Genomic DNA, 23,883 nt, shown 5'->3' on the forward strand with positions numbered 1-23,883 from the left:
TCTAGCTTTGATTGTATTGCTTGCCACCAAAATCAAGGCGATAATCCTAGCAAATTTAAAGAGATCGGTGACAATGACTGTACTAGCTGCCATACAAATATGATAGGTAGCAATAAAATATCAGCACAAGCTCAAAAGATGTATACTCACTATAAAAAATTCTTGACAGTGACAAAAAACTAAAATTTGTAAGTTGCCACTATGAAGCAGGACATAGCGCTGGCTTTATAAATTACTTTGAATATTGGAAGTCAACATATAAAATTTATGAGAAGAAAATGCTAGAGCAAAAAATCAATACTAAGAAAAAAATTCTTCAAAGATGAGTATAAACCTACAAAATAGAAAGAGAAATTTTTAAAATAAAAGGCCGATAAGAATAATACAAAACCTGTTGGTGGTTTTTGACAGGATAAGTCTAAACTTTCTTATTAATCAGGCAAGTAATTTAAGTTTGCCTGATTTTACCTATTACGTAAAGCTTTTTAATACAAATTTATATTATAAAGATAGAGATAAATCTAAATTGGAAAAATTTATAAAAATATTAAAGATAAAATAATAAATTTTAGTTTTTAAAATTTAAGAAATTTGCACAAGCTCTTTGTTCTCAAGCTTGCATGAGCTATCGCATTTTGCTGCTAGATCGTTGTCATGAGTGACTAGAACAAGAGCAGCGCTATTTTCATTTATATAGTCAAATAAAACTTGCATCACTTCATTTGCCGTCTGCTTATCAAGGTTGCCCGTTGGCTCGTCTGCAAAGATGATCTTTGGCTTCTTGGTAAGTACTCTAGCGATACTCACACGCTGCTGCTGGCCGCCGCTTAGCTCGCCAACTTTTTGATTTATCGCACTTGAAATTTTAAGCGCTTCAAGATCATTTTTTTCTATATTTTCGCCAGATAAGATGCTTGCAAGCTCGATATTTTCATAAGCGCTAAATCCTTTAAAAAGATAGTGTGACTGGAAAATAATGCCAAAATGAAGCCTTCTAATGGCCAAAAGCTCGTTTTGAGAAAGCTCATAGATCGATCTATCTTGATAGATGACCTCGCCAAAATTTGGTTTTAAAAGTGTTGAAAGTATGTGTAAGAGCGTTGATTTGCCACAACCGCTAACGCCGGTTATCGCGATGCTTTGTTTTTGATTGAGATTTAAATTTATATTATTAAAGAGCGTATAATCATACGCAAAGCCTAGATTAGACGCTCTTAAAATTTCCATTAGCCTATTTGAGCAGCAACTTCTGCAGCAAAGTCATCTACTTTTTTCTCTAAGCCTTCACCAAGCTCAAAACGAACGTATTTTACGATCTCGATCTTACCGCCAAGCTCTTTGCTCTTCTCTTCGATAACTTGTTCGATAGTCTTTTTATCGTCCATTACATAAAACTGACCTAAAAGTGTAAGGCGTTGGTCAAGTACTGTGTTGTCAGCGTAAAATCTCTCGATCTTACCAGGGATGATCTTGTCCCAAATTTTCTCAGGTTTGCCCTCAGCTTTTAGCTCTTCTTCGATCGCTTTTGTAGCTTTTGCAAGCTCTGCCTCACCTATCTGGCAGCGGCTAGCATACTCAGGGATGTGGTGAAGTGGCTTGCCTAGGCGTTTTAGCTCTTCATTTTCTTTTTCAAGCTCAGCGCGAAGTGCGATAAATTCTTTCTCAACAAAATCTTTATCAAGATCTTTGTAGCTTATAACACTTGGCTTCATAGCAGCTGCGTGCATACATAAATTTCTTATAAATTCAGCTGCTTTATTTGCAACTTCTGCGCTTTCGCAAGCTGCACCTATAAGCACACCAACACGGCCATTTGAATGAACATAACCATTTACTACGCCTTTATCATCAGCAATAATAGTCTCAAAGCGGCGAACTACAAGGTTCTCACCTATAGTTGCGATCTGAGTTTTGAAATAATCTTCAAATTTAACACCATTTAAAGTACTCGCATTTAGCTCTTCAACTGTTGTTATGCCACTTGATTGGATGTGAGCTGTTGCGTCTTTTGCAAGTGCTTGAAACTGTGGGTTTCTAGCAACAAAGTCGGTCTCAGAGTTGATCTCGCTAATAGTTGCTTTTTTGCATTTTGAGCAAACTTCAACGCTTACTAAGCCCTCGCTTGCAAGACGGTCAGCCTTTTTAGCAGCTTGACCAAGACCCTTTTCACGAAGGATATCAACAGCTTTTTCCATATCGCCATTTGCTTCGCCAAGTGCCTTTTTGCAGTCCATCATACCAGCTCCGGTTGATTCACGGAGCTCTTTTACCATTTGTGCAGTTATTTCCATTACTCTTCGTCCTCACCAAAGTCTTCTTCACTCATAGCCTCAGCTACAACTGCATCTTTCTCATCTTGGCTTACTTCTTCACTAGCAGCTTGCTCGCCACCATCTTGCTCAAGAAGTGATTTGCCTTCGTTGATCGCTTCAGCCATCTCTTGGCAGAAAAGCTGAACAGAGCGGATAGCATCGTCATTTCCTGGGATCGGATAGTCAACAACGTCAGGATCGCAGTTTGTATCGATCGGTGCTACAACTGGGATTTTTAGGCGATTTGCCTCTTGAACGGCGATCTTTTCTTTAACTGTATCAACGACAAATATCATATCAGGTAGGCTTTTCATATTGCGGATACCGCCAAGAGTTGCGATAAGCTTCTCTTTTTTGCGGCGAAGCATCAAAGCCTCTTTTTTAGTTAGTAAATTTATTGAACCATCTTCTTCCATAGCCTCGATAACTTCTAGTTTGCGGATAGACTGGCGGATAGTACCGAAGTTTGTCATCATACCACCTAGCCAGCGGTGATTTACATAAGGCATTCCACATTTTTCAGCGTACTCTTTTATAGCGTCGATAGCTTGTTTTTTAGTACCAACAAATAGCACTGACTTGCCTTCAGCAGCTGCGTCACGAACGATGTTGTAAGTGTAGCGGAAGTAGCGGATAGTCTTTTGTAGATCTATAATATAGATACCTTTTCTCTCGCCAAAGATAAATTTTTTCATCTTTGGGTTCCAGCGGCGTGTTTGGTGACCAAAATGTACGCCACACTCTAATAAATCTCTCATAGTTACCATGAGTTTCTCCTTGTTTTAGGCTTTTTGCCTTGAATTTAGTTTTATCCTCCACGACCATTAATGCTTTCGCACAACCAAATTTAGGATTGTCGTGTGTGAAATAAAGGAGGATTATACTTAAACTAATATGAATTTAAACTAAAGTTTATTTACTTAATTGTGAGTCTTCTTCGATTTTTATTAACTTGGCAAAAATTTCTGCCATTGTTTGCCTTTGTTTGGATGAAATTTCAAGCTTCTTAACATTTAAAAGAATGCTTACAAACTCCTCGTTTTGCAGCGTTTCTACGCCAAATTTTCTTGCATTTGTAGTGATTTTTAGCACAAGAGGATTTTTTGATTTAAAGTTTTCGTAAGGCATTCTTTCTCTACTTTCAAAATTACAAAGCAATTATAAAAATTTATGATAAATTTGGACTCAAATTTATATCAAACTTTTATTCTTTTATCTCAAAACTAAGCGTCGTTTTTAACGTCTCTTTGTCACACTTCGTAGCATCTGGATAAGGTCTTTCATAAATAACTTCAAATACCCAAAATCCTGGTCTTAGAGCTAATACTTCAGTGATGCCTTGCTCATCTGTCATACCGTAAAATGCGTGCTTATGGTCTAAAAATCCAGCAAAAGTACCAGTTAGCTTAGCTCGCTCTAGCGGTTTTCCATCAGCAAAAACCTGCAATTTAAAAGGCTTATCTACTCTAAATTCCGCTGGGTTTTGTAGTGGCACGATCTCGATTTTAACCCCAACAGGTTTAGTTACGAAGCCATCTATTTCACCTAAATTTAAGACTCTTTTAGATGTTATCGTCATCAGCCGGCAAATCTGTATATCGCTTAGATCCTTTAGATCAAGCTTTGTTTTGTCTATTAGCCACTTGCTATCACTACGTTTTTTAAGCGAATACATAGGATTTTGCTGTGCTAGTAAGATATATGTGCCTTTGTCTAATCTTTCGCCCTCGTAGTGATAGTTCTCGCCACTTTGCTTAAGCTTCTTTTTGCTACCATCTTTACTTATTACAGTAATTGGCGCAAAAAGATGGACGCGTTCGGCCATAATAGGCTCTAGCTTTGGAAAATCATCGCTATAACCCATGTTTGCGATAAATTTTCCTAGCTTTTCATCATTAGCTCCATCTACCCAAAACATGTGTGCTTGCACCATATAAAAGGCTCCTGTTAACATAATGGCGGTCAAAATTCTACCTATTTTCATGATTTTCCTTGTTGTTATTTTTGAGATTAGATGTCAAATTGTAGCTAAAAATTATTATATTTAGCCATTTTTAGATCAAATTAAATATCAAAACATTCAATACAATTTAGCTGGCAAATTTTAACAGTCAAGTAATGAAGCTAAAGATTTACTTTTATCTTTTATTATTTACCGATGTGGCTCTATTCATCACAAACCCACAAAAACGCCCGGTCCTACTCTGTTTGCGGTATGAGAATAATTCATCTCTCTCAAAAGTGCAACGAGGATCTAGCGATATTTGATCTACTCCAAGCTTAGCAAATTCATCTAATAAAGCTGCGTTTATATCAAATTTCCCATCTTTTTTGTATCGGTTAAATTCACCAAGATCTAGTTTGCCTACTTCGTAGTTTTGCACTTTGATGTTTGCGCCTATAAATACGCGTAAATTACTAGCGCGGCAACCAAACTCACTCGTCATTAGCCCCACTGCATTTGTGCAAATTTTACTAGTAACACCTGCGCGTCCCGCATGCACAGCTGCGACTACGCCAAGATGTTCATCTATTATCAAAACAGGTGCGCAGTCTGCGACTAAGACGCAAAGTGCTACGCCTTTTAGTGATGTTATCACACCATCACACGGAGGTAGATCATCGTTAAAATCTTGCAGAATTTCCACTTTATTTGAGTGGATTTGGCTCATAAATTTTAAATTAATAGGCATAATGCCAAGCGCCGTTGCTAAAATTTCACGATTTTGTGCGACCTTTAGCGGATCATCGCCAACATGATCTGCTAAATTTAAGCTCTCAAAAATGCCCTCACTCACACCGCCAAATCTATTTGTAAAGCCAGCTAATACGCCATTTTTATCAAAGACGATCTCTAAATTTTTACGCATTTTATCCACCTAGTAAAGGCTAGAAATTCGCTCAACATCGTCCCAGGTAAGGCCACTATCTTGTTTGCAAAAAAGCTGCCTAGCTACGTATCGAGCCAAAAGATCACTTTCAATATTTACGCGCCTGCCGACCTTAAAAGTGCCAAAAAGGCTATCTCTAAAAGTGATTGGTATGATAGTGAGCCTTATACCCTTTGGCAAAATTTCATTTATGGTTAGACTCACGCCCTCAACACCCACCGAGCCTTTATTTGACATCAAACTCATAGCATCGCGCGGCAGGTCGATATAAAAATCAACCCCATTCTCATTCTTTTTAATATTTGAAATTTTACCGACAAAATCGATATGTCCTTGCATTAAATGCCCATCTACTCGGTCTCCTAGCTTCATCGCTGGCTCTATATGCACTCTTTCTTTTAAATTTTCAACCGCGATATTCGCCCTACTCTCTGCGCTTAGCTCCACACTAAAGCCATCTTCATGTAGTTTTATTACACTCAGGCAAGCACCATTTACGGCAATGCTATCGCCTAAATTTGGACGAAAATTTGCCTTTAGCCTTAAAATATTTTGTGAATAACTAACAACCTGTGCGATCTCACGAATCAAGCCATTAAACATATTTTGCCTTTAAAATTTTTAAGGATTTTACTAAATTTTGCCTAAATTTGGGCATTACCATCTTTGATTATTTTATATATTTAAGTAGTTAGTGGTAGAAATGGAAGTGAAATTTTGATAATCGCACTAAAAATGTTAGTAAAAATTTATTGTGTAACCCTAGTATAAAATTTCCCTATAAATTTTAATTTTTATCTTTTATAAATTCGGTAGCCTTAACTTGTTTGCAAAACTAGCCACGTCTTGCTAAAGTCGCGCGCCGCTAGGTCGTCCCTATTTATCCACAGATAAATTCTGCCCTCTCCGTCCCAGTCCATGTCGCCCTCATCATCACTATCTATCTGTAAAAGTAGTTGCCACTGGGCAGAATTTTTCTCAAATTCCGCTATTCTTGGGTGGTTATAAGCGCTACCATCACCACAGCTAAGTCCATTTGCAACCAGCTCACACTCTAGCTCCATGCCATCTTGGACATTATCGGAGTGCCCAAGGAGCTTATTTTCTTTAGCCTGCCAGCTTGGCTCAATAACCTCATAATAGGCCTCCCACTCAGCCTCACTAATTTTACTAAATGGTACAATCGAGCTTTGTAAATTTGGCAAATTTATCTCATTTTTAAAGCTAAGCAAGCGTGCATTAAATGTGAAATTTTCTCCCTCTAAGTTCTCCGCTCTCCTGCGAGAAAGTGGCCCATGATTTACATCAGAAAAGATCACTGCAAAGCCATTTTTATCGGTAGGATCATAGCCCCAAACACGCAAATTTTTATCATAAAAAAGATAGAGCATACCACTTTTTGGCAGTAGTGAGTCAATGTCAAATTTGCTAGCTTCAGCAAAATTTATCTGTGCCACAAAACTTAAAGCGCCATTTTCATTTGAAGGCCATGATAAACCATCTGGCAGATCTGGCGAGCCGCCAAATTTAGACGCTCCAACGGCGATATCATCGTCATTTTTAGCTTGCGTATCTATCCTTATGGCATTTCTTGCTAGTGGCGATAAAAGCCTAAAAAGTTCATCCAGCCCACGCTCTTTACAACCTTTAGAAATTTTTGCAATATCCATATTTTCCTCTTTAACAAGCATCAACGTATATATGATACTTCTTACAATGCAGACAACGAAACAAATATCCGGCAATATCGCCAGCTTTAACAAGATGTTCGCGTAGCATTTTATCGTCGTATTCGGCTCTTTTTGCGTAGTCCTCAAAAACCTCGTCTGCTATACCCATTTCTTCAAGCTCTCTTGTACCAACGTCACCTAAAAATTCGCAATAATCATCACAACAAACTATCCAATGCTCGCCCTGCCAGCTCTCGTAGCCCGGGGTTCTTCTAAAGAGTTCGTCATCCTTTTTAGCATCACTTGTATTTAGTTTGTCAGCATCTTGCACAAATGTAGCGTCAAATTTCTTAGCAGCCTTACCACTAGAAATACAAGTAGGACAAAGATACGAAATATCCTGCTCGCAATAAATGCTGCCGCTATAATAAACTTCAGTATCTTTGCCACAACACTCACACACTATGTTCATATCATCTTTAAATACACCGGTTCTTAAAGGATTAGGATGGTAGATAAATTTTGGTAGCGTGGAAGCTTTTTCTTTTTGAGCTAAAATTTGACCTCTACTTTTTGGGCGAGGCAGTGCCCGTTTATCATTTTCGTCAATGAATTGCACTAGATAGCCAAGTGCCTTTAGCTGTTTTTTATCACTTTTGTCATGTATTTTTAAAAGTAAGTTGTAAGCACTCTTTCTCATAGATAAAAGCTGATAAACATCGACTAAAACATACTTTGCGCAAATGTCATCACAATTTTCCAACTCTTCTTTAAACTGGTAGAGTGCCTCAATGCTAGAAGCATTGCCATTATTTTTATAATATTCTTTTGAAAGAGTGATATATTTTTCTTGGAATTTATTCATTAATACTCTTTATGTGGATTTGATATTAACAATTTTAGTGTTTAAATCTTAAAGATATAAAAGCTAGTATAAAAATTATGGCTATTAAATCGATTAAATTTATATTGATTTTTAAATTGTTTTAGTATTTTAGTAGATGATGCCACAAACAAATTTAATAAGAATTCTTATAAAATTGTTGTGACTATAAATTTATTCTTCAAATGCTCCGATAGAGAGAATTTTTTCTATTCTTTTTGCTACAAGATCATTTATATCAAGCTTTTCAAGCTCAGCTAGCTCTGAGATAAAATAATTTGCAAGTGCTTTAGCAGCACCATCTTTATCTCTATGAGCTCCATTTATCGGCTCATCTATAACAGCATCAATCAGCGATAGACTTTTTAAATCATCAGCTGTTATTTTCATAGATTTTGTGGCTTGTTCTTGTTTAGCTGGGTCATTCCAAAGTATTGCTGCACAGCCTTCTGGTGAAATAACTGAAAACACAGAATTTTTCATCATAGCAAGTCTATCAGCCACACCAATAGCTAAAGCGCCACCACTTCCACCTTCGCCTATGACAACAGCAATTATTGGAGTTTTTAAATTTGCAAACTCAAATAAATTTCTAGCTATAGCCTCACTTTGTCCTCGCTCTTCAGCTCCAACACCTGGATATGCGCCTGGAGTGTCTATGAGAAATAAAATGGGTAGATTAAATTTCTCAGCCATTTTTGCAACTCTAAGAGCCTTGCGATAACCCTCAGGGTGAGGCATACCAAAATTTCTTCTTAATTTATTTTTAGTGCCACGGCCCTTTTGCTCGCCTATAACAATAGTCTTTTTGCCTCCGATATAGCCGATGTAGCAAACTATTGCTGGATCATCTCTAAATGCCCTATCTCCATGAATCTCATATCCATCAATTAAAAGCGCATTAATATAATCAATAGAATATGGTCTATCTGGATGACGAGCAAGTTGCAAACGTTGATATTCGTTTAAATTTTTATATACTTTTGATATCTCTTTGGATAAATTCTTATTTAAAATTTCAACAGCATGTTCATCGCCTCTGATCCTAGCATTTGCTATATCTTCATCAATTTGCTTTATGCTTTTTTCAAAATCTAAATAATTTGACATCTTAATCCAACTTTTTAAATATCACGACACCATTCGTGCCACCAAAGCCAAATGAGTTGCTCATAACAGCTTTTATATCAGCTTTTCTAGCTTTATTTGGAACGTAGTCTAGATCACACTCTGGATCAGGAGTCTCGTAGTTTATTGTTGGAGGGATAATGCCGTCTCTCATTGCCATTATAGATATAACTGCCTCGATAGCACCAGCACCACCTAGGCAGTGTCCGGTTTGACCTTTTGTTGAGCTAACTGGTGGACATTTATCACCAAAAACTGCTTTTAGCGCCGCAGTCTCATTCTTATCATTTACAGGCGTTGAAGTACCATGTGCATTGATATAATCTATCTTTACACCTTTTGCCATATCAAGTGCTTGTTTCATCGCACTTAATGGACCTTCAAGTGTTGGTGATGTGATATGGTGTGCATCTCCGCTCTCACCAAATCCAACTACTTCAGCATAAATTTTAGCACCTCTTGCAATAGCCGACTCATACTCTTCAAGTACAAGTGCACCGGCTCCTTCACCCATTACAAAACCATCGCGATTTGCATCAAATGGCCTTGATGCCTTACTTGGTTCATCATTTCTAGTTGAGAGAGCTTTCATTGCTGCAAAGCCGCCTATACCTACACCACAAATAGTAGACTCAGCACCGATAACTAGCATATTTGTAGCTTGACCAATCATAATGCATTTTGCAGCTTGCGATATCGCATGAGTGCTTGCTGCACATGCCGTTACGCTAGACAAATTTGGACCCTTAAGTCCGTGATTTATAGAAACTATACCACCTAACATATTTACAAGTGCCGATGGAATAAAAAATGGTGAAATTCTCTTTACGCCTTTTTCAAAGTATGTGATTGAATTTTTCTCAATATTTGGCAAACCACCTATACCAGCTGCTGAGCTAACGCCAAATTTATGAGCGTCAAACTCCTTAAAATTTGCATCAGCCATAGCTTCATTAGATGCTTTTATGCCAAGCTGTATGAAACGATCTACTTTTTTCACCTCTTTGCCGTCTAAAATGCTATTTGGATCAAAATCAGTTATCTCGGCAGCAATTTTAACAGGAAAGTCACTTACATCAAAGCTCGTGATCTCTTTCACACCTGTTTTACCCTCGCAAATAGCCTTAAAAGAGCTCTCTTTATCAAGACCAAGTGCGTTTATCATGCCTATACCAGTTACAACGACTCGTTTCAATACATCTCCTTAAATCAAACTGTGTAAATTAAATTATTTACCTAGTTTTTCTATATAATTTACAACGTCTTGAATGCTTATTAATTTCTCTGCTTCACTATCAGGAATTTCTACTTCAAATTTCTCTTCTAAAGCCATAACTAGCTCTACAACGTCAAGTGAGTCAGCGCCTAAATCTTCGATGATTTTAGACTCTAATTTTACTGCTTGTGGATCTACACTTAGTTGCTCTACAACTACGTCTCTTACGTCTTCAAATACTGCCATTTAAGGTCTCCTTATAAAAAATGTCTGTTATCTTATAATATTTACGCTTTTATTTATTTTAAATTTCAAAACTTGTTGAAATTTCATTACATATAAAGTCCGCCATTTATTTTTAGTGTCTCGCCAGTCACGTAGCTAGCGTGATCACTTAGTAAAAATGCAACCGCCTCGGCTACCTCGCTAGCGCTGCCAAAGCGTTTAAGCGGGATATTATCGCTATAAGTTTTTTTCACCTCATCGCTTAGTCCATGTGTCATATCAGTCTCGATAAAGCCTGGAGTTACGCTGTTAAAGCGGATATTTCTACTTGCGCCCTCTTTTGCAAAGCTCTTACTCATGGCGATTAGTCCACCCTTACTGGCTGAATAATTCACCTGCCCTGCATTTCCCATCTCACCAACGATAGATGCGACGTTTACGACCGCTCCAAAGCGCTTTTTGCTCATCACTTTTAAAGCCTCTCTACATCCTATGAAAGCTGAGGTTAAATTTGCATTTATTACATCTGTAAATTCGCTAGTTTTCATGCGAAGTGCTAGCTTGTCGTTTGTGATGCCAGCGTTATTTACAAGATAGCTTAGCTCGCCGTCGCTATCAACTATCAAATTTATACCTTTTATAAACTCATCTTCGTCTGTCGCGTCAAATTTTATCACAGCAGCCTTGCCGCCATTTTGCTCGATCTCAGCCTGCAAAGCGTCTGCCATCTCAGGCTTTGAGCGGTAGTTTATCCACACTTTTAAGCCCATATTTGCAAGCGTTTTTGCAATCTGTGCACCGATACCTCTGCTTGCACCTGTTATTAGCACGTTTTTTCCGCTAAATTTCATAGATTCTCCTTATTTTTTCTAATTTTTCAACGATTGTAGCTTATATAAGCTTAACGTCTAAATTTTATCGCTTCTTTCCCACTTTATCTTTTTGCCAAAACCAAGAACATTGCTCGTAAATTTAAGCTTTTCAAGATTTATGCACCAAATTTTTGGATCCATTGCTTTTGCATAAAAAAATCTTTTAAAGTAAATTTCTCGCTCACTTGTGCTAGCCTCGCTCATCACTCCTTGAAACTGTACGCCCTCTATCTTGCCAACAATCTTTGTATCAAGAGCAACTGTGCCAGCAACGAGCTTTGAGTTTTTTAAAAATTTAACATGTGAGCTCTCATCAGAGCTAGCTAACAAAAGGCTAAAATTTACCTCATCAAGGGCGTAAAATGCGCTAAAGGCATAAGGCTGACCCTCATCATCAATGGCGCAAATGCTAGCAAGGTGCATCTTTTTTAGAAATTTAACTATCCTCTCATCCATCTAAATTCCCCTAAAAATGTCAAGAATGGTTTGAAATTTAAATATGACTATGGTGATTATTAGCACCCAAAGCATAAAAATAATAAGCTCTATTAGAGTAAATTTATCTTTTGCAACTTTTTTAAAAACAAGCATCGTTAAAAATGCTCCTAAAAAGCCACCAATTAGCGAAAAATAGTGGATCGCATTAACCTTTACAAAGCTTGGCAAAAGCCCTTTAAAAAATAGTGAAAACATCAAAATAGCAAGCAAATTTGCAAGTATCAAATAATATCCAACGACTGGTAAAACTGGGTAGAGCCTAGCAAAGCCAAAGCTTAAAACAGTGATAAGCATAAGCAAAAAGATCCTAGTCCCAAAACAACACATCGCCCGTCCTTTTTTGACGCATTTTACAAAATTTTGCTTTATGAAATTAAAATTTTGCCGATTTAGCCTCAAAAGGATTTAAAAATGCAAACAAATTTTTACTCTCAAGGAAGCTACAACAACATGAGCTTTTCGATGAAAACTAGCTCAGGCGATGAGATAAGCTTTTCGATGTATGACAACAAAAGTTTGGAGTTTTCAAGCCAGAAAAATGGTACTTCAAGCCAAAGAAGCCTTACTCTCACGCACGAATACGGCTATGAGTTTTTATATAAAGGAAACGGCATAGACGAGCAAGATATGAAAGAGATCGAAGAGGCGATGAAGCAAATTCGCCCACAAGTTGATGAATTTATGAAAAACGTCAAAGAGGGCGACAAGATCGCTGGTAGCAGCCAAAGCATAAGCGATCTTTCAAACAAGATCAAGCAAATGCTGCCTGACGCAAAAGATCTAAATCACAAAAATTTCATAAATGACAATATGCTAAAGATGTTTGACGAGCTTTTAGCTAAAAATGATGCTAATAAAAATCTACTAAGTGCCACAAAAAGGCTATTTGATACATTGCTTGATGAGAGCAACAAAGTATCTTACTATGCGTAAATTTAGGGCCTTTTGGCTCTAAATTTTTATAAGTGCTTCTTTCTCAAAAAAGAGGTGCGATAAGACTATCACAAAATAAAGCTGAAAAAATAGTCCCACAAGCGGCACAAGCGAGATGAGATAAAACAAAAGTGTAAAAATTATAAATTTTATCCCGCCACCTTCAAGTAGTGCTAGCTCAAATTTATCACTATCAAGAGTGTTTGAGCCAACGTCTATCAGTAAAAGTTTATAGTAGATATAAAAAAACGGCACATTTATGATGAAAAAATTTAATACTGGTACAAATAAAAGCGGTAGGCAAACGAGCAATATCCCAAGAAATTTCATGATCTCAATCATCATCACCTTTAGCACTCTAGCCGTGCTAACCTCGCTTTTAAGCACGTAGTTGTAGTGCCTTTTGTTTATCTCTTTAGTAACAACTGGAGTTAAAAAGCCAGCTACGACTAGAGCGATCACAATGCTAACAATGATCGTTAAAAAAGTGCTCAAAATATAAAAAAGTATGCTAACTATCCATTTTGTGGCACTAAAGCTTAAAATTTTAATAGCTATAAAAGAGAGCACCGAGTTTGGCTCTAAAAAGGCAAAATTCTCATTTTTGGCGCTATCACTTAAAAGATCAAATATTTCACCACCACCCCAAATCGTAAGCCACGCAAGACTAAAAATACTAAGGCAAAGTGGCAAGATAGATAACGTTATAAATTTGGCTGTAAAAAAATCTTTAAAACCAAGGCGAAGAAGGTTTATCATTTCACCTTTTTATATTCATGCTCAAGTGCTGCGTAAATTTCACCTATCTTACTAACGCCATTTGACAAAATTTCACTCATCACTTCATTATCTTCGCGTCCGTTCCAATTTTTCTTATAGCTGCCTTCTTTGTAGCCATTATTTTGACGGAAGCGATTTAGCACGTTTTTAGCGATATAGCACTCATAAAGTGAGTATAAATTTACGCCGCATTTTAAAGACATAGAGAAGTAAATTTTTAAAATATCAAATATATCGTAGTCAAACCCGCTGCACTCATGTATAAGCATTTCAACGTCATTCATTATCTCATAAATGCTCTCGTCTTCGATCCTTAATGGCTCTTTACAAAACTCACTAAAACCGCTTGATTGGCAGATGTCATCGGCTAAAGTTTCTATATCTCCAAGCTGTTTTGATTTATAAATTTGTAAAGCTAGGCTCATTATAAAGTGCCAAATATCAACAACTTCTATACGTAAATTTTGCTCATCAGTCTTAGCATCGATGCTCTTCCAGTGCTTCCAAGCAAAGCTATCGATTAGCTCAGCACATTCCATATATATGCAACGCCTCCAGCTAATTAATTTATTTTTATTAGTATAACCATTTTCCCAGCCAAGCCCATTTGTCTCATCATTTAGGCTTTGCTGCATCTTTAACATCTCTAAAATAATCGTTCTTTCATTCATTTTAGGCCTTTAAAAATTTTAAAGGATTATAACAAAAAATTATTAAATGCCACGAGGCAAGCTTGACTTAAATCATTTTATGTATAAAATTTAGGAGCTAAAATAGGCAAAAATTTCAAAGGAGAAAAAATGAGAGAAAAAGATCTAGTGGTTTGCAATGTTTGCGGACTAAAAAGCAGTGATGACACAAATGCAGTTTTTATCCACGCTCATAAAAATGGTGAAGAAGTTGATATCTGCACCAGTTGTGTTCCAAGCGTGATCCATGGCTCAGGCATGGTCGTAAAATCAAACGAAGAGATAAAGGCTGAAATTTAAACTTTAGCTATCATTTGAGGATCTTGCCTTACAAGGTCTTCAAATTCTTCTGCACTCATAGGACGAGACAAGAAAAGTCCTTGCACTTCATTACAATCAAGCTCTTTTAAGAAACAAATATCTTCTTCTTTTTCTACGCCTTTTGCGCCAACTTTTATCTTCATTGCCTTTGCTAAATCGATAATTGCAGATACGATTTGTGCATCTATTTTGCTATTTGATGCTTGAGCAACAAATTCACTTGCTATTTTTATACGCTTAACACCGTACTTTCTAATATAAATAAATGAAGTATATCCAGAGCCAAAATTATCTATGCAAACGTCTATATTATTTTCTTTAAGAATAGAAAAAATTTTATCGAGCGTTTTAGAATTATTTGTCCATATTTCTTCGCCGAATTCTATTTCAAAAAGCTCTGGATTTATATGGTGCGAGCGTAAGCTAGAAACAAAATCTAAAACAAATTTTTCTGATTTACTTTGAATCTGCGCAACATTTATGCTTATTTTTGGTATCGAGAGTTTTTCTTTTTGCCATCTATCTACATACTCTATGGTCTTTGAAACTAAAAGCGAGCAAATATCGTTTAAGATATCACTATTTACATTGACCTCTTTCATAAATTTGCTTGCTTCCATCAAGCCAAATTTTTCTGATTTCCAATATAAAAAAACCTCTGCGTAGATCATTTTTTCGATTTTTAGATCAAATATTGGTTGAAAATATACATGAAGGTCTTCTTGCAAATTAGCTTTTTTAAGCGCGATCTCGATGCTTGAGCTTAGGTGCATTTCATTGCTAATTTTATCGCTATAAACCATAGGATTTAAAGCTGGATTTTTTTTGGCATAATACATTGCCATATCTGCGTTTTTTATAATATTTCTTGGATTTGCCGTGCTATCTTTTGTTGCTACGTCTATGCCTATTATACACTTAAGCCCAAAATGATATCTATCTATTTGAATTGGCTTTTCAATAGCATCTTTTAAGGCAATACCAAGATTTAAGCGTTTTGTATGACTATTTATCTCCATTTTTGCTAATACAATAAATTCGTCCGCGCTAATCCTTGCTATGGCCTCTTGTCTATTGCAAACCTCAAGTATCCTTTTTGCAACTAGTTTTAAAATTCTATCGCCTATTTCATGCCCGTAAGATGTATTTATGCTTTTAAAACGGCTTAAATTTATATAATAAACTGCGATTTCCTCATCTTCAGAGATGCTTTTGCACATTCTTTCAAGCTCATTTACTATAAAATTTCTATTACCAAGATCTGTTAGATAATCTTTCTCGGACGTATCTTGAAGTCTTAAATTTGCGAGCATAAGTTCATTGGTTCGCTCATGCATCGACTTTTCCATCTCTCTATGAATATTTCTCTCATAATCTAATATTTTTCTACTTGCAATAGAGCTTTTAACATAGTAATTAATAATAGCGTTTACAACCAAGATAAATAGCGAGATAAGTGCACTAAAAGATGTTAGATCTTCTTGTAATAGCAAAGGTAAAACTATTATTATTGGTAGCCATTTTGATCCTATTGAGATATCTTTATCGGTATTTGTAACATATTCGTTTTTAGCTTTTAAATGAAAAGCTCCTATCATTAAAAAGAAGAAAGGAACGATATATAAAAAATCTATTTTATGGCCAAAATTTACATTTGAGATCTGACTATAAAAAATAAATAAATTTAGCATCGTAAATAAAATGCTAGCCGATATAAGGTAAAAGCCGCTAATTTTTATATGAAGCAAACTGCTTGTAAAAATCTCACTTAAAGTGATAAAAAGTATAAGAAAATTTATGGCTACGATAGAGAGAAAAACGATATTTGATCTATTATTTATCATCGATAAGATATCTACTTCATCAAAAATACCATATATTAAAATTACTATTAAAAAAAAGACACTTATGCTATCCATAATGATGGCTAGCTTTTCTTGGCTGGCTGCAAATTTTGAATACAAAAATATACTAACGCCAGCTAAAATAGATATCATCGGTAACATAAAAAACACATCAAGATATGCATAAGAACTATGAGCCCGCAATAGTATATCTTGATTTAACACCATTAATGCATCACAAATAGACCATAAAAAAACACCAAAACATATTGCAAGCCAATGCGTTATTTTGGTTTTTACTTTATCCATTGAAGTATAAATGCCAAAAGTTACTATAAAGAAACTAAGTAAAATAGAAATTTTTCCAATTAGATTATAGTCTAGTAAAGATGCTAATAGTGCAAATACGAATAGCGCTATAACTGCAACTAAGATCCATTTTCGCATGCCAGTTATAGATGATTTTGATAATAAAAAAATAGTGTCCCTCTCCTAAGAAATAGTCCAAATTATACAAAAATTGACTTTGCTTTTGGTTATAATTTCCCAAAAAATTTTAAAATTCACAAAGGTATCTTATGAAGTGCAATATCGTCATAAATGGACAAAATTTAATAGATTATAAATCTTTTATCTTATTTTTCTCAAAGGCGGCAAGAAAGCAGTATTTTATAAACACTTTTATGATATTTACTGAAGCCATCATAGCTGGTTTTGTTGCTGATATGCTATTAAAAAGTAAAATTTTTACTATTATCGGAGCCATTTTTGCTATATTTTGGATCATTTTTTATCCTATTTTTTTAAAAAGAAGTCGCATAGCTGCATTAAAGAGAATTGAAATTTCAGACGTTCAAAAGCAAATGAATTTTGAAGTAAATGAGAATTTTCTGGCTTACTATGAAGGCGAACCCAAAGAAAATGAAAAATTTGACCTAAATGAAGTTAGTGAAATTTATGAGCTAAAAAATATTTTTATCATTTTTTTAGAAGAAAAAATTCATCTAATAATCCCAAAAGATGAAGCTAGCTCAAAAATGATAAATGAGCTAGCTAAACTTTGCCATAAAGATATTTTGAAATTTGAAAATTTTAGTGCAAAGAGTGTGCTTAAATAGCGCTTATTATAAGCTTTTCAAAATCCTCTGCACTCATTGGCTTGCCCCAAAGATACCCTTGCACCTCATCACATCCAAGCTCTCTTAAAATTTTAAGCTGGGTTTCATCTTCGACGCCTTCAGCGATAGTCTTTAGCTCCACATTTTTAGCCAAAGCTATAACGCTTTTTACTACGTCTTTATCTATATCATTTTTAGCAATATTATCTATCAGCTCTTTAGCGATCTTTAGACGATTCATAGGATATTTTTTGATGTAATTCATCGATGAAAAACCGGTACCAAAATCATCTATAGAGATGCAAATTCCTCTATTTGAAAGCTCAGATAACGCGCTTTGCATCATCTCTTCGGCATTGACAAGGCTGGCCTCAGTGATCTCAACATCTACACAAGATGGATCGATGCCGTATCTATCTATATAGCTTAAAAATTTAGATGCAAAATTTATATTATCAATCTGTTTTGGTGAGATATTTATGCCTATTTTTAGATTCGTATTATATTTTTCATTCCAAAAGGCCATTTGTTTTATAGCATTTTTTGCCACCCATTTTCCTATCGCATTGATAATCGAGCTTTGTTCGGCTATTGGAATAAATTTTGATTGATCTACCGGACCTTTTATAGGAGAGTTCCACCTAACAAGAGCCTCTGCTCCTACTATTTTTTTACCTTCTATTAGATACTGGGGCTGAAATTTTAGCTCAAATTCTTCATCAAAGCTTATGCTATTTAGCAATATTTCTATATAGTTTCTATCCTGAATCATGCTTTTTATATCACTATAAAAAACATACTTTTCAGATGCATCTTTCTTTGCTGCTTCTAGTGCTGCTTCTGATTGCATGATAAAATCATCAGCCAAAATTTCACTGGTTTGTGTCGAGCTAATCCCTATTTTCGCATCAAGTACAATTTTATAATCATCTATAACGATTGGCTCTGAAATAGCTTTTAGTAGATAATGTAAAAATTCTCTGCAATGTACATTTTCGTTTTGCTTGACAACAACGATAAAGTCATCGCCGCCAGATCTTGCAAATAAGGAATCGTTTGGTGGCAATATTGACTCAATATTTGAAGCAAACTTTGCTATTACATCATCGCCTATATAATGCCCATACGAGTCATTTATTGCCTTAAAATGGTTTATGTCAATACTATAAATATCTATCTTTTCGCCAAGAGCCTTTGACTTTATCATCTCTTCAAGCCTTGCGATAAAATACTGGCGATTTAGAGCATTCGTCAAATAATCATATTTACTGATCCTTTGTAGGTGCCTATTTGTCTCTTCAAGCTCTTTTACTTTATTTTCTATCTGATTATTTAACACTTTTTTGATATGTATTTCACGTTTAATTAGAATATCCATCTTTCTAACATTAGAAAATGTATAAGATAATGCCCCGTATGCAAGCAAAGTAACTAAAATAGAAAACAACCATGTCAAATTTATCTTCCAAGAGTACAAGATCATGATCGTTAAAAATACAGCGAAAACAAATAGCTTTTGTATTAAAATTTTATCAAAATCGTTTCTGAGTGCCCTAAATTTTAGATTTGCCTCGCCCTCTCTTAAATGAAGCGCAGCAACAAACAACATAAAAAATGAACTCTTAAATACAATGTCGTATCCAGAAAAGGATATTTCATCTATCCAAAAATCCATTGTAGTGGTAAAAATGTCATAAGTGCTTATTGCAATAAGTGCTATCAAGCATAAAAGTATAGATATTCTTCTTTTTGAAAATTTAAGTGAAAAAAATGCAATAAACGAAGTACAAAACATAAATAAATCTATGGCGATGTAACTTAGATTAAAAAAATCTTTTTGGCTTAAAACTTGAGTTAAATTTCTATCAAAAATCATAAACCACATAAAACTAAAATATATTGCGGAAATAGAAACTGAGTCCACAAATACTTGCATTAAAAATAAATTTTTCAAATTTTTGATCAAAATGTAAAAAGCAGAAAATGCAAACATAAAATATGAGACTACGTATGAGATTTGTATAAAATTGACTTTAGAAAGAAATTGTTTAAGAAAATCAACCTTATCATATAGCATCCACATAATGTCTGATGCTACCCAGCAAGTAAGGCCTAATAATATATATATCCAATATGTTTTTAAATTTCTTGTCTCTTTTAGCTTTAAAAAGATAAATAATGTGATCATAAAATCAAATAGAGCAGTAATTATGCCATTATAAAAACTACTAGCAATAAAATAACTAACAACATATACACAAAAAAGTATCAACATAAATAAAAAAGATACTTGATTTTCGTTACTTATTTTACTTATCATGTTCCGTCTTTATCTATCTTTCTCTGCCTTTTTGGCTAAGCTTTGCCATCTTTGCCACTCGCCACTATCATCGACGTCGTTGCCGATAGCTTCGTATCTAGCGTAAAAATGCTCAACAAATTTCTTACACTCTTTATCTTTTGGCAAATAGCTTAGTTCATCTTTTTGGCAAAATTTCTCTAAAAATGTGCTCGCATCATCTTTTTTAGCGTATGTTTGCGCTAGATCGTAGTAGTTTTCTAAGCAAATTTCTTTAAATTTAGCGTAAGCTTGTTCGCTCATATCCACGCTTAGTTTGCCATCAAATTTAAGCACTCCAGCTCTAAAAAGTAGGCTAAGATGTATGAGCCCCTCGCAGTAGTAAGCCCTCACCTCATCGACCTTTCGCCATGCGATAAGCCCAACCGCACGGGCGATCAGCTCGTGAAAGACGGCCATTTTATACTCCGCCTCTTCGTGCAAGAAGAAATTTACTAACCCACCAGTCGTCGCCTTGTACTCTTCTATAAATTTAAAGACGCCACTTTTATTCATGCTCATCTCGGTATCAAGTCCGATAAAGAGAATGTGCCCAAACTCATGACCGATCGTTGAAATTTCATAGACTTTTTTCCAAATTTTTGGCTTTAAAAATAAAATCTCTCTGCCAAAATCCAAAAACTCCTTGCTAAAAATTTCAGCCCCAAGCTTCATAAAAGGCTTTGCCTTTGCGCCCTCATAGACGTGATTTACAAAGGCAAAAATTTTCTTACCACATTTTGCACTCACGCTCTCATCATTTGGCACGACTTGAGCGCTAAAAAGCCCGTTTAGCTCCGCTGCGTAATAGATCATCGGCACGCTTATATAAAGCTGCGTTCTAGCGATATTTTCGCTAACTGCCCTATTTGTCTCAGCGTTATCAAATTTTATCTTTTCGCAAACGCTCTTATAAGTTTTTGCAACTTTTTCTTTAAATTTAAGCTCGTCAATGCCCTCGCTATCAACCAGCCTGATGTCCCACTCAAGTGCGACTGCATGCGTATAGGCATCCTCGTAATACTCTAGCGGATGGCCTGGCTGAAGTGCACCTTTTACATCCATCCACGCTATCTCAGCCTCTTGCCAAGCGCTTATCACCTTTGTATTATCCTCTTCGCAAAAGGCATTTTGCAGCTTTTCAAGGTATTTTATGTATGATTTTTGCTCGTCATTTTGGGCTAAATTTCTTAAAATTTCAAGATTTTTAGCAAAGACACTTTTAAGCTCTCTCACCTCATCTTTAAAGGCAAGTGCGTAAGGCAAAAAGCTAAATTTATCACCTTCTTTTACTACCGCGCCATACGTTCTATCAGCCCTAGCGCCACTAGCGTCGCACTGAAATAAGCCGTTTTTAGTAATAAACTCATTTGCCTGGCTTAGATCTTTAAATTTAGCCTCAAACTCTTTGTTTGTAGTGTCTATTATCTTTTCTTGCCATGAAATTTGCCACGCATTTAGGCTTAGGCCAAGCTCGTGCATAGCCTGCACAAAGGCTTGGTTAAACTGATCTAAAATTTTCTCTTCCTTGGCCTTTTCTAAAAGCTTGGCGTGCAGATTTTCATATAAATTTCTAACGTAGCCATACATTAAATTTAGCACTCGTTTTTGCTCGTCTTCGCCTAAATTTAGCTTTTTTAGCTCATTTTGAAGCGGATCAACTTTAAGATCTACTATCCTTCTTGCAAGGGCTAGTTTCTGGCTTGGTGTGCCAGCAAGACCACAAATTCTAACAGCCTCGTTTATAATGTCATCGTCTAAATTTTTATAAATAGCATTTAACTTGTTTTTCTGCTCTTTTGTAAGCTCATTTAATCTTTTAAAATCATTCATCTTTTCATCCCTTAAAGTTGCAGGATTTTAACATAAAGCCATTAAAATTTGCTACAATCAACCAAAAATTTTAACATCTAAAAGGCAAAAAATGGATATTTTAAAGGATTTTGGTGAGCCACGTATCAAACAAGTTATGTTGCCAAAGGACACAAACTCAGCTGGAAATATCTTTGGTGGTTGGATAATGAGTCAGATCGACCTTGCAGGTGCTCAGGCCGCTAGAGAAATTTCTCCTGAACGCGTTGTGACCATTTCTATGAAAGAGATCATTTTCAAGCAACCTGTCTTTGTTGGCGATGTGCTAAGCTGCTACGCTAAAATCATCTCTGTTGGTAAAACCTCGATAACAACGCAGATAGAAGTGACTGCGCTGAGACTAAATCCGGGCGGATATAGAGAAACTATACACGTTACAAGTGCTACTGCAACTTACGTAAGCGTGACGAAAGATGGACTTAAAAAGCCAATCGATGAGAAGCTAAAACAACTTCATGGATTTTAAAAATTTGGTTGCAATTTATGCAACCAAATTAAAAAATTAATACTACTTTTAAAAATTATTGAAATTCTTAAACTAAAAGCAATATTTTTCAACTTCTTTAAATGCTTTGTGAAGTAAAATCAGGCTCTATACATTTTTTGGGAGAAAAATGAAAAAATCACGTCTAGGTCTTTTGCAAACACAAATCACAAAGATCCTAACTCAAAATGAGCTTGATAAATTTGAGTATAAAGAGCTACCAAAAACAAGCATAATCTACACAGAAGAGATCAAGATCATCATCTTAAAAAGTGGCTGTGCAAAGCTCTCATTTTTTGAAGATGGAGAGGAATTTATCCTTTATCATTTAGAAGCGAGCAACATCGCCGTGCTTGATGATAATTGCGCTTTTGAAATACTTGAAGATGCTGAAATTTATGCTATAAATTTAAACAAAATAGGTGAAATTTTATTAAATGCAAATGTCGCAGATGAAATTTTAAAAGCTGTGTTAAATGCAGTAATCGTGCAACGCCAGATCATAAAATCCATACTTTTTGAAGATGCAAAAGGTAGGATTGCAAATTTTTTGATCGAGCTTGCAAAGGAGCAAGATCTAAAGCAAAATGGATATCACTACATATTTTTGCCATTTTCTCTAAAGGTGCTCTCAAGCTTTGTGGGGCTCAAACGACAAAGCGCTTCAACTGCTTTTAATGAGCTTATAAAAGACGACATAATAAGAAAGATCACACCACACGAGTTTTTAATAATTGATTATGAAAAACTTGAAAGTTACACAAACTAAAAATCAAAAATTTTTATAATGGCTAGCAAAGCGTAGCCTTAGAGGATTAGTCTTTGCCAAGAAGCAAAGACTAAAAATTTTTAAGCTTTTTTCTTCATATCGAATTTATTTGCCATAAAGCCAACTAAACCAACAAAGAAAAGTCCGCCACAGATATTACCAAGTGTAACTGGAACTAAGTTTTTACCGATGAAATTTCCCCAGTTTAAAACTTCTAGTTTTTCAGCCGTAATGCCGTGCCCTAGAGCCGTAGCCGCAGCAGCGATATCTCCGCCGTTTGCCGCTATATAGTGAGCTTTTGAGATGATGGCTTCAGTGATGATGAACATATTTGCCACGCAGTGCTCCATAGAGCAAGCCACAAATGCGCCGATCATCCACATAATTGCGAAGAATTTACCAGATAGATTGCTCTCGCTTGTCGCAGTCCAAATAGACATACAAACAAAGACATTACAAAAAATTCCGCGGATAAATAGCTCATGAAATGGTGCTGTAATCTTGCCAATACCAGCTGGTATAAAGTGCTGCAAGATGTAGCCATCATACTTTAGTGGCAAGCCTGAGTAGTAGTACATATACGCAATCAATGCGCCACCAACAAAGTTAAATATCCAAACGATAGCCCAGTATCCGATAGTCTTACCTGGTTTTAGCTTTCCTTCATATGCGCTAACACCACTTAAAACTGAGCTTGTAAAAAGATGTCCGCCATAAAAGACAACCATCATAAGACCACAGCTAAATGTGATACCGCCGATAAAATTTGAAAGACCAATAGACTGGTTTTCAGCCATACCAACTGTTGAGTGAGCCCAAAAAATATCACCCATAGCAATAGCAGCTCCAGCCATGATAGCAAGAAAAATAATACTAGTAAGTGGCATATGAGCCTTATGCTCCATAGAGCTTGAGACCGCTTGAGCGGTTTCTGCCGGATTTAACATCACATTCTCCTTTTTATTTTCAATCTCGCACATGAGCCAAGCTCATCTTTGCGACCAAAGTTTAACACTTTGCAAAATTACTAAAGTCAAATC

The 23,883-nt window shown here is 35.7% G+C and carries 27 protein-coding genes; 6 read left to right on the forward strand and 21 right to left on the reverse strand.

The annotated features are described in order from the left end of the window. The first annotated feature begins 15 nt into the window (after positions 1–15). Entirely contained in the window at positions 16–183 is a 168-nt protein-coding gene (locus G6W45_RS09850; protein ID WP_346265367.1) for a hypothetical protein, read from the forward strand. A 399-nt stretch (positions 184–582) separates the two neighbouring features. On the opposite strand, the gene G6W45_RS06805 is transcribed toward G6W45_RS09850, so the two are convergent. The 15 genes from G6W45_RS06805 to G6W45_RS06875 all read right to left on the reverse strand — a co-directional run bounded on the left by G6W45_RS06805 (position 583) and on the right by G6W45_RS06875 (position 12,022). After that, positions 583–1,227: an ABC transporter ATP-binding protein gene (locus G6W45_RS06805; protein ID WP_194167973.1), complete on the reverse strand. Its 645-nt coding sequence runs from the start codon at positions 1,225–1,227 to the stop codon at positions 583–585. Continuing rightward, complete coding sequence (tsf, locus tag G6W45_RS06810; protein WP_194167974.1) at positions 1,227–2,291, reverse strand: translation elongation factor Ts; 1,065 nt, start codon at positions 2,289–2,291, stop codon at positions 1,227–1,229. Before tsf ends, G6W45_RS06805 begins: the two co-directional genes overlap by 1 nt. Next, positions 2,291–3,079: a 30S ribosomal protein S2 gene (rpsB, locus tag G6W45_RS06815; protein WP_103640877.1), complete on the reverse strand. Its 789-nt coding sequence runs from the start codon at positions 3,077–3,079 to the stop codon at positions 2,291–2,293. The genes tsf and rpsB overlap by 1 nt, the downstream gene beginning before the upstream one ends. Before the next feature lie 145 nt (positions 3,080–3,224). Continuing rightward, positions 3,225–3,440, reverse strand: a complete 216-nt coding sequence (locus tag G6W45_RS06820) for an acetyltransferase (RefSeq protein ID WP_194167975.1) — start codon at positions 3,438–3,440, stop codon at positions 3,225–3,227. 76 nt (positions 3,441–3,516) lie between these two features. Beyond that, entirely contained in the window at positions 3,517–4,296 is a 780-nt protein-coding gene (locus G6W45_RS06825; RefSeq protein ID WP_194167976.1) for a DUF4198 domain-containing protein, read from the reverse strand. 154 nt (positions 4,297–4,450) lie between these two features. Then, a complete protein-coding gene (locus G6W45_RS06830; protein WP_194167977.1) occupies positions 4,451–5,182 on the reverse strand; it encodes a purine nucleoside phosphorylase YfiH/LACC1 family protein in 732 nt (243 codons plus the stop codon). A gap of 9 nt (positions 5,183–5,191) precedes the next feature. Continuing rightward, on the reverse strand, positions 5,192–5,806 hold the full coding sequence (locus tag G6W45_RS06835; protein WP_194167978.1) for a riboflavin synthase: 615 nt from the start codon (positions 5,804–5,806) through the stop codon (positions 5,192–5,194). Positions 5,807–6,021: 215 nt separating this feature from the next. Next, a complete protein-coding gene (locus G6W45_RS06840; RefSeq protein WP_194167979.1) occupies positions 6,022–6,873 on the reverse strand; it encodes a YwqG family protein in 852 nt (283 codons plus the stop codon). A gap of 10 nt (positions 6,874–6,883) precedes the next feature. Then, on the reverse strand, positions 6,884–7,738 hold the full coding sequence (locus tag G6W45_RS06845) for a CbrC family protein (protein ID WP_194167980.1): 855 nt from the start codon (positions 7,736–7,738) through the stop codon (positions 6,884–6,886). A 192-nt stretch (positions 7,739–7,930) separates the two neighbouring features. After that, positions 7,931–8,866, reverse strand: coding sequence for an acetyl-CoA carboxylase carboxyl transferase subunit alpha (gene accA, locus G6W45_RS06850; RefSeq protein ID WP_194167981.1), 936 nt, complete (start codon positions 8,864–8,866; stop codon positions 7,931–7,933). A gap of 1 nt (position 8,867) precedes the next feature. Continuing rightward, entirely contained in the window at positions 8,868–10,079 is a 1,212-nt protein-coding gene (locus tag G6W45_RS06855) for a beta-ketoacyl-ACP synthase II (RefSeq protein ID WP_194167982.1), read from the reverse strand. A gap of 33 nt (positions 10,080–10,112) precedes the next feature. After that, positions 10,113–10,346 carry an acyl carrier protein gene (gene acpP, locus G6W45_RS06860; protein WP_021091725.1) on the reverse strand — a complete coding sequence of 78 codons (234 nt, stop codon included), beginning with the start codon at positions 10,344–10,346 and terminating at the stop codon, positions 10,113–10,115. An 86-nt stretch (positions 10,347–10,432) separates the two neighbouring features. Beyond that, positions 10,433–11,176, reverse strand: coding sequence for a 3-oxoacyl-ACP reductase FabG (gene fabG, locus G6W45_RS06865; protein WP_194167983.1), 744 nt, complete (start codon positions 11,174–11,176; stop codon positions 10,433–10,435). Between the two features lie 57 nt (positions 11,177–11,233). Continuing rightward, a complete protein-coding gene (locus G6W45_RS06870; protein WP_194167984.1) occupies positions 11,234–11,653 on the reverse strand; it encodes a hypothetical protein in 420 nt (139 codons plus the stop codon). Continuing rightward, on the reverse strand, positions 11,654–12,022 hold the full coding sequence (locus tag G6W45_RS06875) for an L-arabinose ABC transporter (RefSeq protein ID WP_242039079.1): 369 nt from the start codon (positions 12,020–12,022) through the stop codon (positions 11,654–11,656). Between the two features lie 84 nt (positions 12,023–12,106). Between G6W45_RS06875 and G6W45_RS06880 the strand changes: the two genes are divergently transcribed. After that, positions 12,107–12,628, forward strand: a complete 522-nt coding sequence (locus G6W45_RS06880; protein WP_103593654.1) for an ATP/GTP-binding protein — start codon at positions 12,107–12,109, stop codon at positions 12,626–12,628. An 18-nt stretch (positions 12,629–12,646) separates the two neighbouring features. On the opposite strand, the gene G6W45_RS06885 is transcribed toward G6W45_RS06880, so the two are convergent. Beyond that, entirely contained in the window at positions 12,647–13,387 is a 741-nt protein-coding gene (locus tag G6W45_RS06885) for an EI24 domain-containing protein (protein ID WP_194167985.1), read from the reverse strand. Beyond that, positions 13,384–14,079 (reverse strand): dUTPase, encoded by a 696-nt coding sequence (gene dut, locus G6W45_RS06890; protein WP_103579770.1) that lies wholly within the window; start codon positions 14,077–14,079, stop codon positions 13,384–13,386. The genes G6W45_RS06885 and dut overlap by 4 nt, the downstream gene beginning before the upstream one ends. A 129-nt stretch (positions 14,080–14,208) precedes the next feature. Here dut and G6W45_RS06895 point away from each other — a divergent pair, with 129 nt between their 5' ends. Beyond that, positions 14,209–14,397 carry a hypothetical protein gene (locus G6W45_RS06895; protein WP_021091806.1) on the forward strand — a complete coding sequence of 63 codons (189 nt, stop codon included), beginning with the start codon at positions 14,209–14,211 and terminating at the stop codon, positions 14,395–14,397. Here the strand turns inward: G6W45_RS06895 and G6W45_RS06900 are convergent. Next, positions 14,394–16,466 carry a bifunctional diguanylate cyclase/phosphodiesterase gene (locus G6W45_RS06900; RefSeq protein ID WP_242039080.1) on the reverse strand — a complete coding sequence of 691 codons (2,073 nt, stop codon included), beginning with the start codon at positions 16,464–16,466 and terminating at the stop codon, positions 14,394–14,396. The genes G6W45_RS06895 and G6W45_RS06900 overlap by 4 nt on opposite strands. A gap of 374 nt (positions 16,467–16,840) precedes the next feature. Between G6W45_RS06900 and G6W45_RS06905 the strand changes: the two genes are divergently transcribed. Then, positions 16,841–17,380, forward strand: a complete 540-nt coding sequence (locus G6W45_RS06905) for a hypothetical protein (protein WP_103619329.1) — start codon at positions 16,841–16,843, stop codon at positions 17,378–17,380. Here G6W45_RS06905 and G6W45_RS06910 read toward each other — a convergent pair. Together G6W45_RS06910 and ciaB are read right to left on the reverse strand one after the other, a co-directional pair. Then, positions 17,373–19,700: a putative bifunctional diguanylate cyclase/phosphodiesterase gene (locus G6W45_RS06910; protein ID WP_194167987.1), complete on the reverse strand. Its 2,328-nt coding sequence runs from the start codon at positions 19,698–19,700 to the stop codon at positions 17,373–17,375. The genes G6W45_RS06905 and G6W45_RS06910 overlap by 8 nt on opposite strands. A 9-nt stretch (positions 19,701–19,709) precedes the next feature. Further along, positions 19,710–21,551 carry an invasion protein CiaB gene (gene ciaB / locus G6W45_RS06915; protein ID WP_194167988.1) on the reverse strand — a complete coding sequence of 614 codons (1,842 nt, stop codon included), beginning with the start codon at positions 21,549–21,551 and terminating at the stop codon, positions 19,710–19,712. A 91-nt stretch (positions 21,552–21,642) separates the two neighbouring features. Here ciaB and G6W45_RS06920 point away from each other — a divergent pair, with 91 nt between their 5' ends. Further along, positions 21,643–22,056, forward strand: coding sequence for an acyl-CoA thioesterase (locus tag G6W45_RS06920; protein ID WP_021091795.1), 414 nt, complete (start codon positions 21,643–21,645; stop codon positions 22,054–22,056). A gap of 148 nt (positions 22,057–22,204) precedes the next feature. After that, on the forward strand, positions 22,205–22,843 hold the full coding sequence (locus G6W45_RS06925) for a Crp/Fnr family transcriptional regulator (protein WP_194167989.1): 639 nt from the start codon (positions 22,205–22,207) through the stop codon (positions 22,841–22,843). An 80-nt stretch (positions 22,844–22,923) separates the two neighbouring features. Here the strand turns inward: G6W45_RS06925 and G6W45_RS06930 are convergent, their stop codons facing one another. Next, entirely contained in the window at positions 22,924–23,790 is an 867-nt protein-coding gene (locus tag G6W45_RS06930; protein ID WP_194167990.1) for a formate/nitrite transporter family protein, read from the reverse strand. Positions 23,791–23,883: the final 93 nt, after the last annotated feature.

The sequence above is a fragment of the Campylobacter concisus genome, from assembly GCF_015229955.1.
Classification (GTDB): Bacteria; Campylobacterota; Campylobacteria; order Campylobacterales; family Campylobacteraceae; genus Campylobacter_A; species Campylobacter_A concisus_AT.

Bases quoted from the DNA above. Each gene is read 5' to 3' on its own strand.
- G6W45_RS06910 (WP_194167987.1), bottom strand. From the start codon at position 19,700: ATGATAAGTAAAATAAGTAACGAAAATCAAGTATCTTTTTTATTTATG.
- G6W45_RS06830 (WP_194167977.1), bottom strand. From the start codon at position 5,182: ATGCGTAAAAATTTAGAGATCGTCTTTGATAAAAATGGCGTATTAGCT.
- G6W45_RS06895 (WP_021091806.1), top strand. From the start codon at position 14,209: ATGAGAGAAAAAGATCTAGTGGTTTGCAATGTTTGCGGACTAAAAAGC.
- G6W45_RS06805 (WP_194167973.1), bottom strand. From the start codon at position 1,227: ATGGAAATTTTAAGAGCGTCTAATCTAGGCTTTGCGTATGATTATACG.
- G6W45_RS06875 (WP_242039079.1), bottom strand. From the start codon at position 12,022: ATGTGTTGTTTTGGGACTAGGATCTTTTTGCTTATGCTTATCACTGTT.
- G6W45_RS06920 (WP_021091795.1), top strand. From the start codon at position 21,643: ATGGATATTTTAAAGGATTTTGGTGAGCCACGTATCAAACAAGTTATG.
- tsf (WP_194167974.1), bottom strand. From the start codon at position 2,291: ATGGAAATAACTGCACAAATGGTAAAAGAGCTCCGTGAATCAACCGGA.
- G6W45_RS06880 (WP_103593654.1), top strand. From the start codon at position 12,107: ATGCAAACAAATTTTTACTCTCAAGGAAGCTACAACAACATGAGCTTT.
- G6W45_RS06835 (WP_194167978.1), bottom strand. From the start codon at position 5,806: ATGTTTAATGGCTTGATTCGTGAGATCGCACAGGTTGTTAGTTATTCA.
- accA (WP_194167981.1), bottom strand. From the start codon at position 8,866: ATGTCAAATTATTTAGATTTTGAAAAAAGCATAAAGCAAATTGATGAA.
- G6W45_RS06825 (WP_194167976.1), bottom strand. From the start codon at position 4,296: ATGAAAATAGGTAGAATTTTGACCGCCATTATGTTAACAGGAGCCTTT.
- fabG (WP_194167983.1), bottom strand. From the start codon at position 11,176: ATGAAATTTAGCGGAAAAAACGTGCTAATAACAGGTGCAAGCAGAGGT.
- G6W45_RS06885 (WP_194167985.1), bottom strand. From the start codon at position 13,387: ATGATAAACCTTCTTCGCCTTGGTTTTAAAGATTTTTTTACAGCCAAA.
- G6W45_RS06840 (WP_194167979.1), bottom strand. From the start codon at position 6,873: ATGGATATTGCAAAAATTTCTAAAGGTTGTAAAGAGCGTGGGCTGGAT.
- G6W45_RS06905 (WP_103619329.1), top strand. From the start codon at position 16,841: ATGAAGTGCAATATCGTCATAAATGGACAAAATTTAATAGATTATAAA.
- rpsB (WP_103640877.1), bottom strand. From the start codon at position 3,079: ATGGTAACTATGAGAGATTTATTAGAGTGTGGCGTACATTTTGGTCAC.
- G6W45_RS06820 (WP_194167975.1), bottom strand. From the start codon at position 3,440: ATGCCTTACGAAAACTTTAAATCAAAAAATCCTCTTGTGCTAAAAATC.
- G6W45_RS06930 (WP_194167990.1), bottom strand. From the start codon at position 23,790: ATGTTAAATCCGGCAGAAACCGCTCAAGCGGTCTCAAGCTCTATGGAG.
- ciaB (WP_194167988.1), bottom strand. From the start codon at position 21,551: ATGAATGATTTTAAAAGATTAAATGAGCTTACAAAAGAGCAGAAAAAC.
- G6W45_RS06845 (WP_194167980.1), bottom strand. From the start codon at position 7,738: ATGAATAAATTCCAAGAAAAATATATCACTCTTTCAAAAGAATATTAT.
- G6W45_RS06925 (WP_194167989.1), top strand. From the start codon at position 22,205: ATGAAAAAATCACGTCTAGGTCTTTTGCAAACACAAATCACAAAGATC.
- G6W45_RS06870 (WP_194167984.1), bottom strand. From the start codon at position 11,653: ATGGATGAGAGGATAGTTAAATTTCTAAAAAAGATGCACCTTGCTAGC.
- acpP (WP_021091725.1), bottom strand. From the start codon at position 10,346: ATGGCAGTATTTGAAGACGTAAGAGACGTAGTTGTAGAGCAACTAAGT.
- dut (WP_103579770.1), bottom strand. From the start codon at position 14,079: ATGAATGAAAGAACGATTATTTTAGAGATGTTAAAGATGCAGCAAAGC.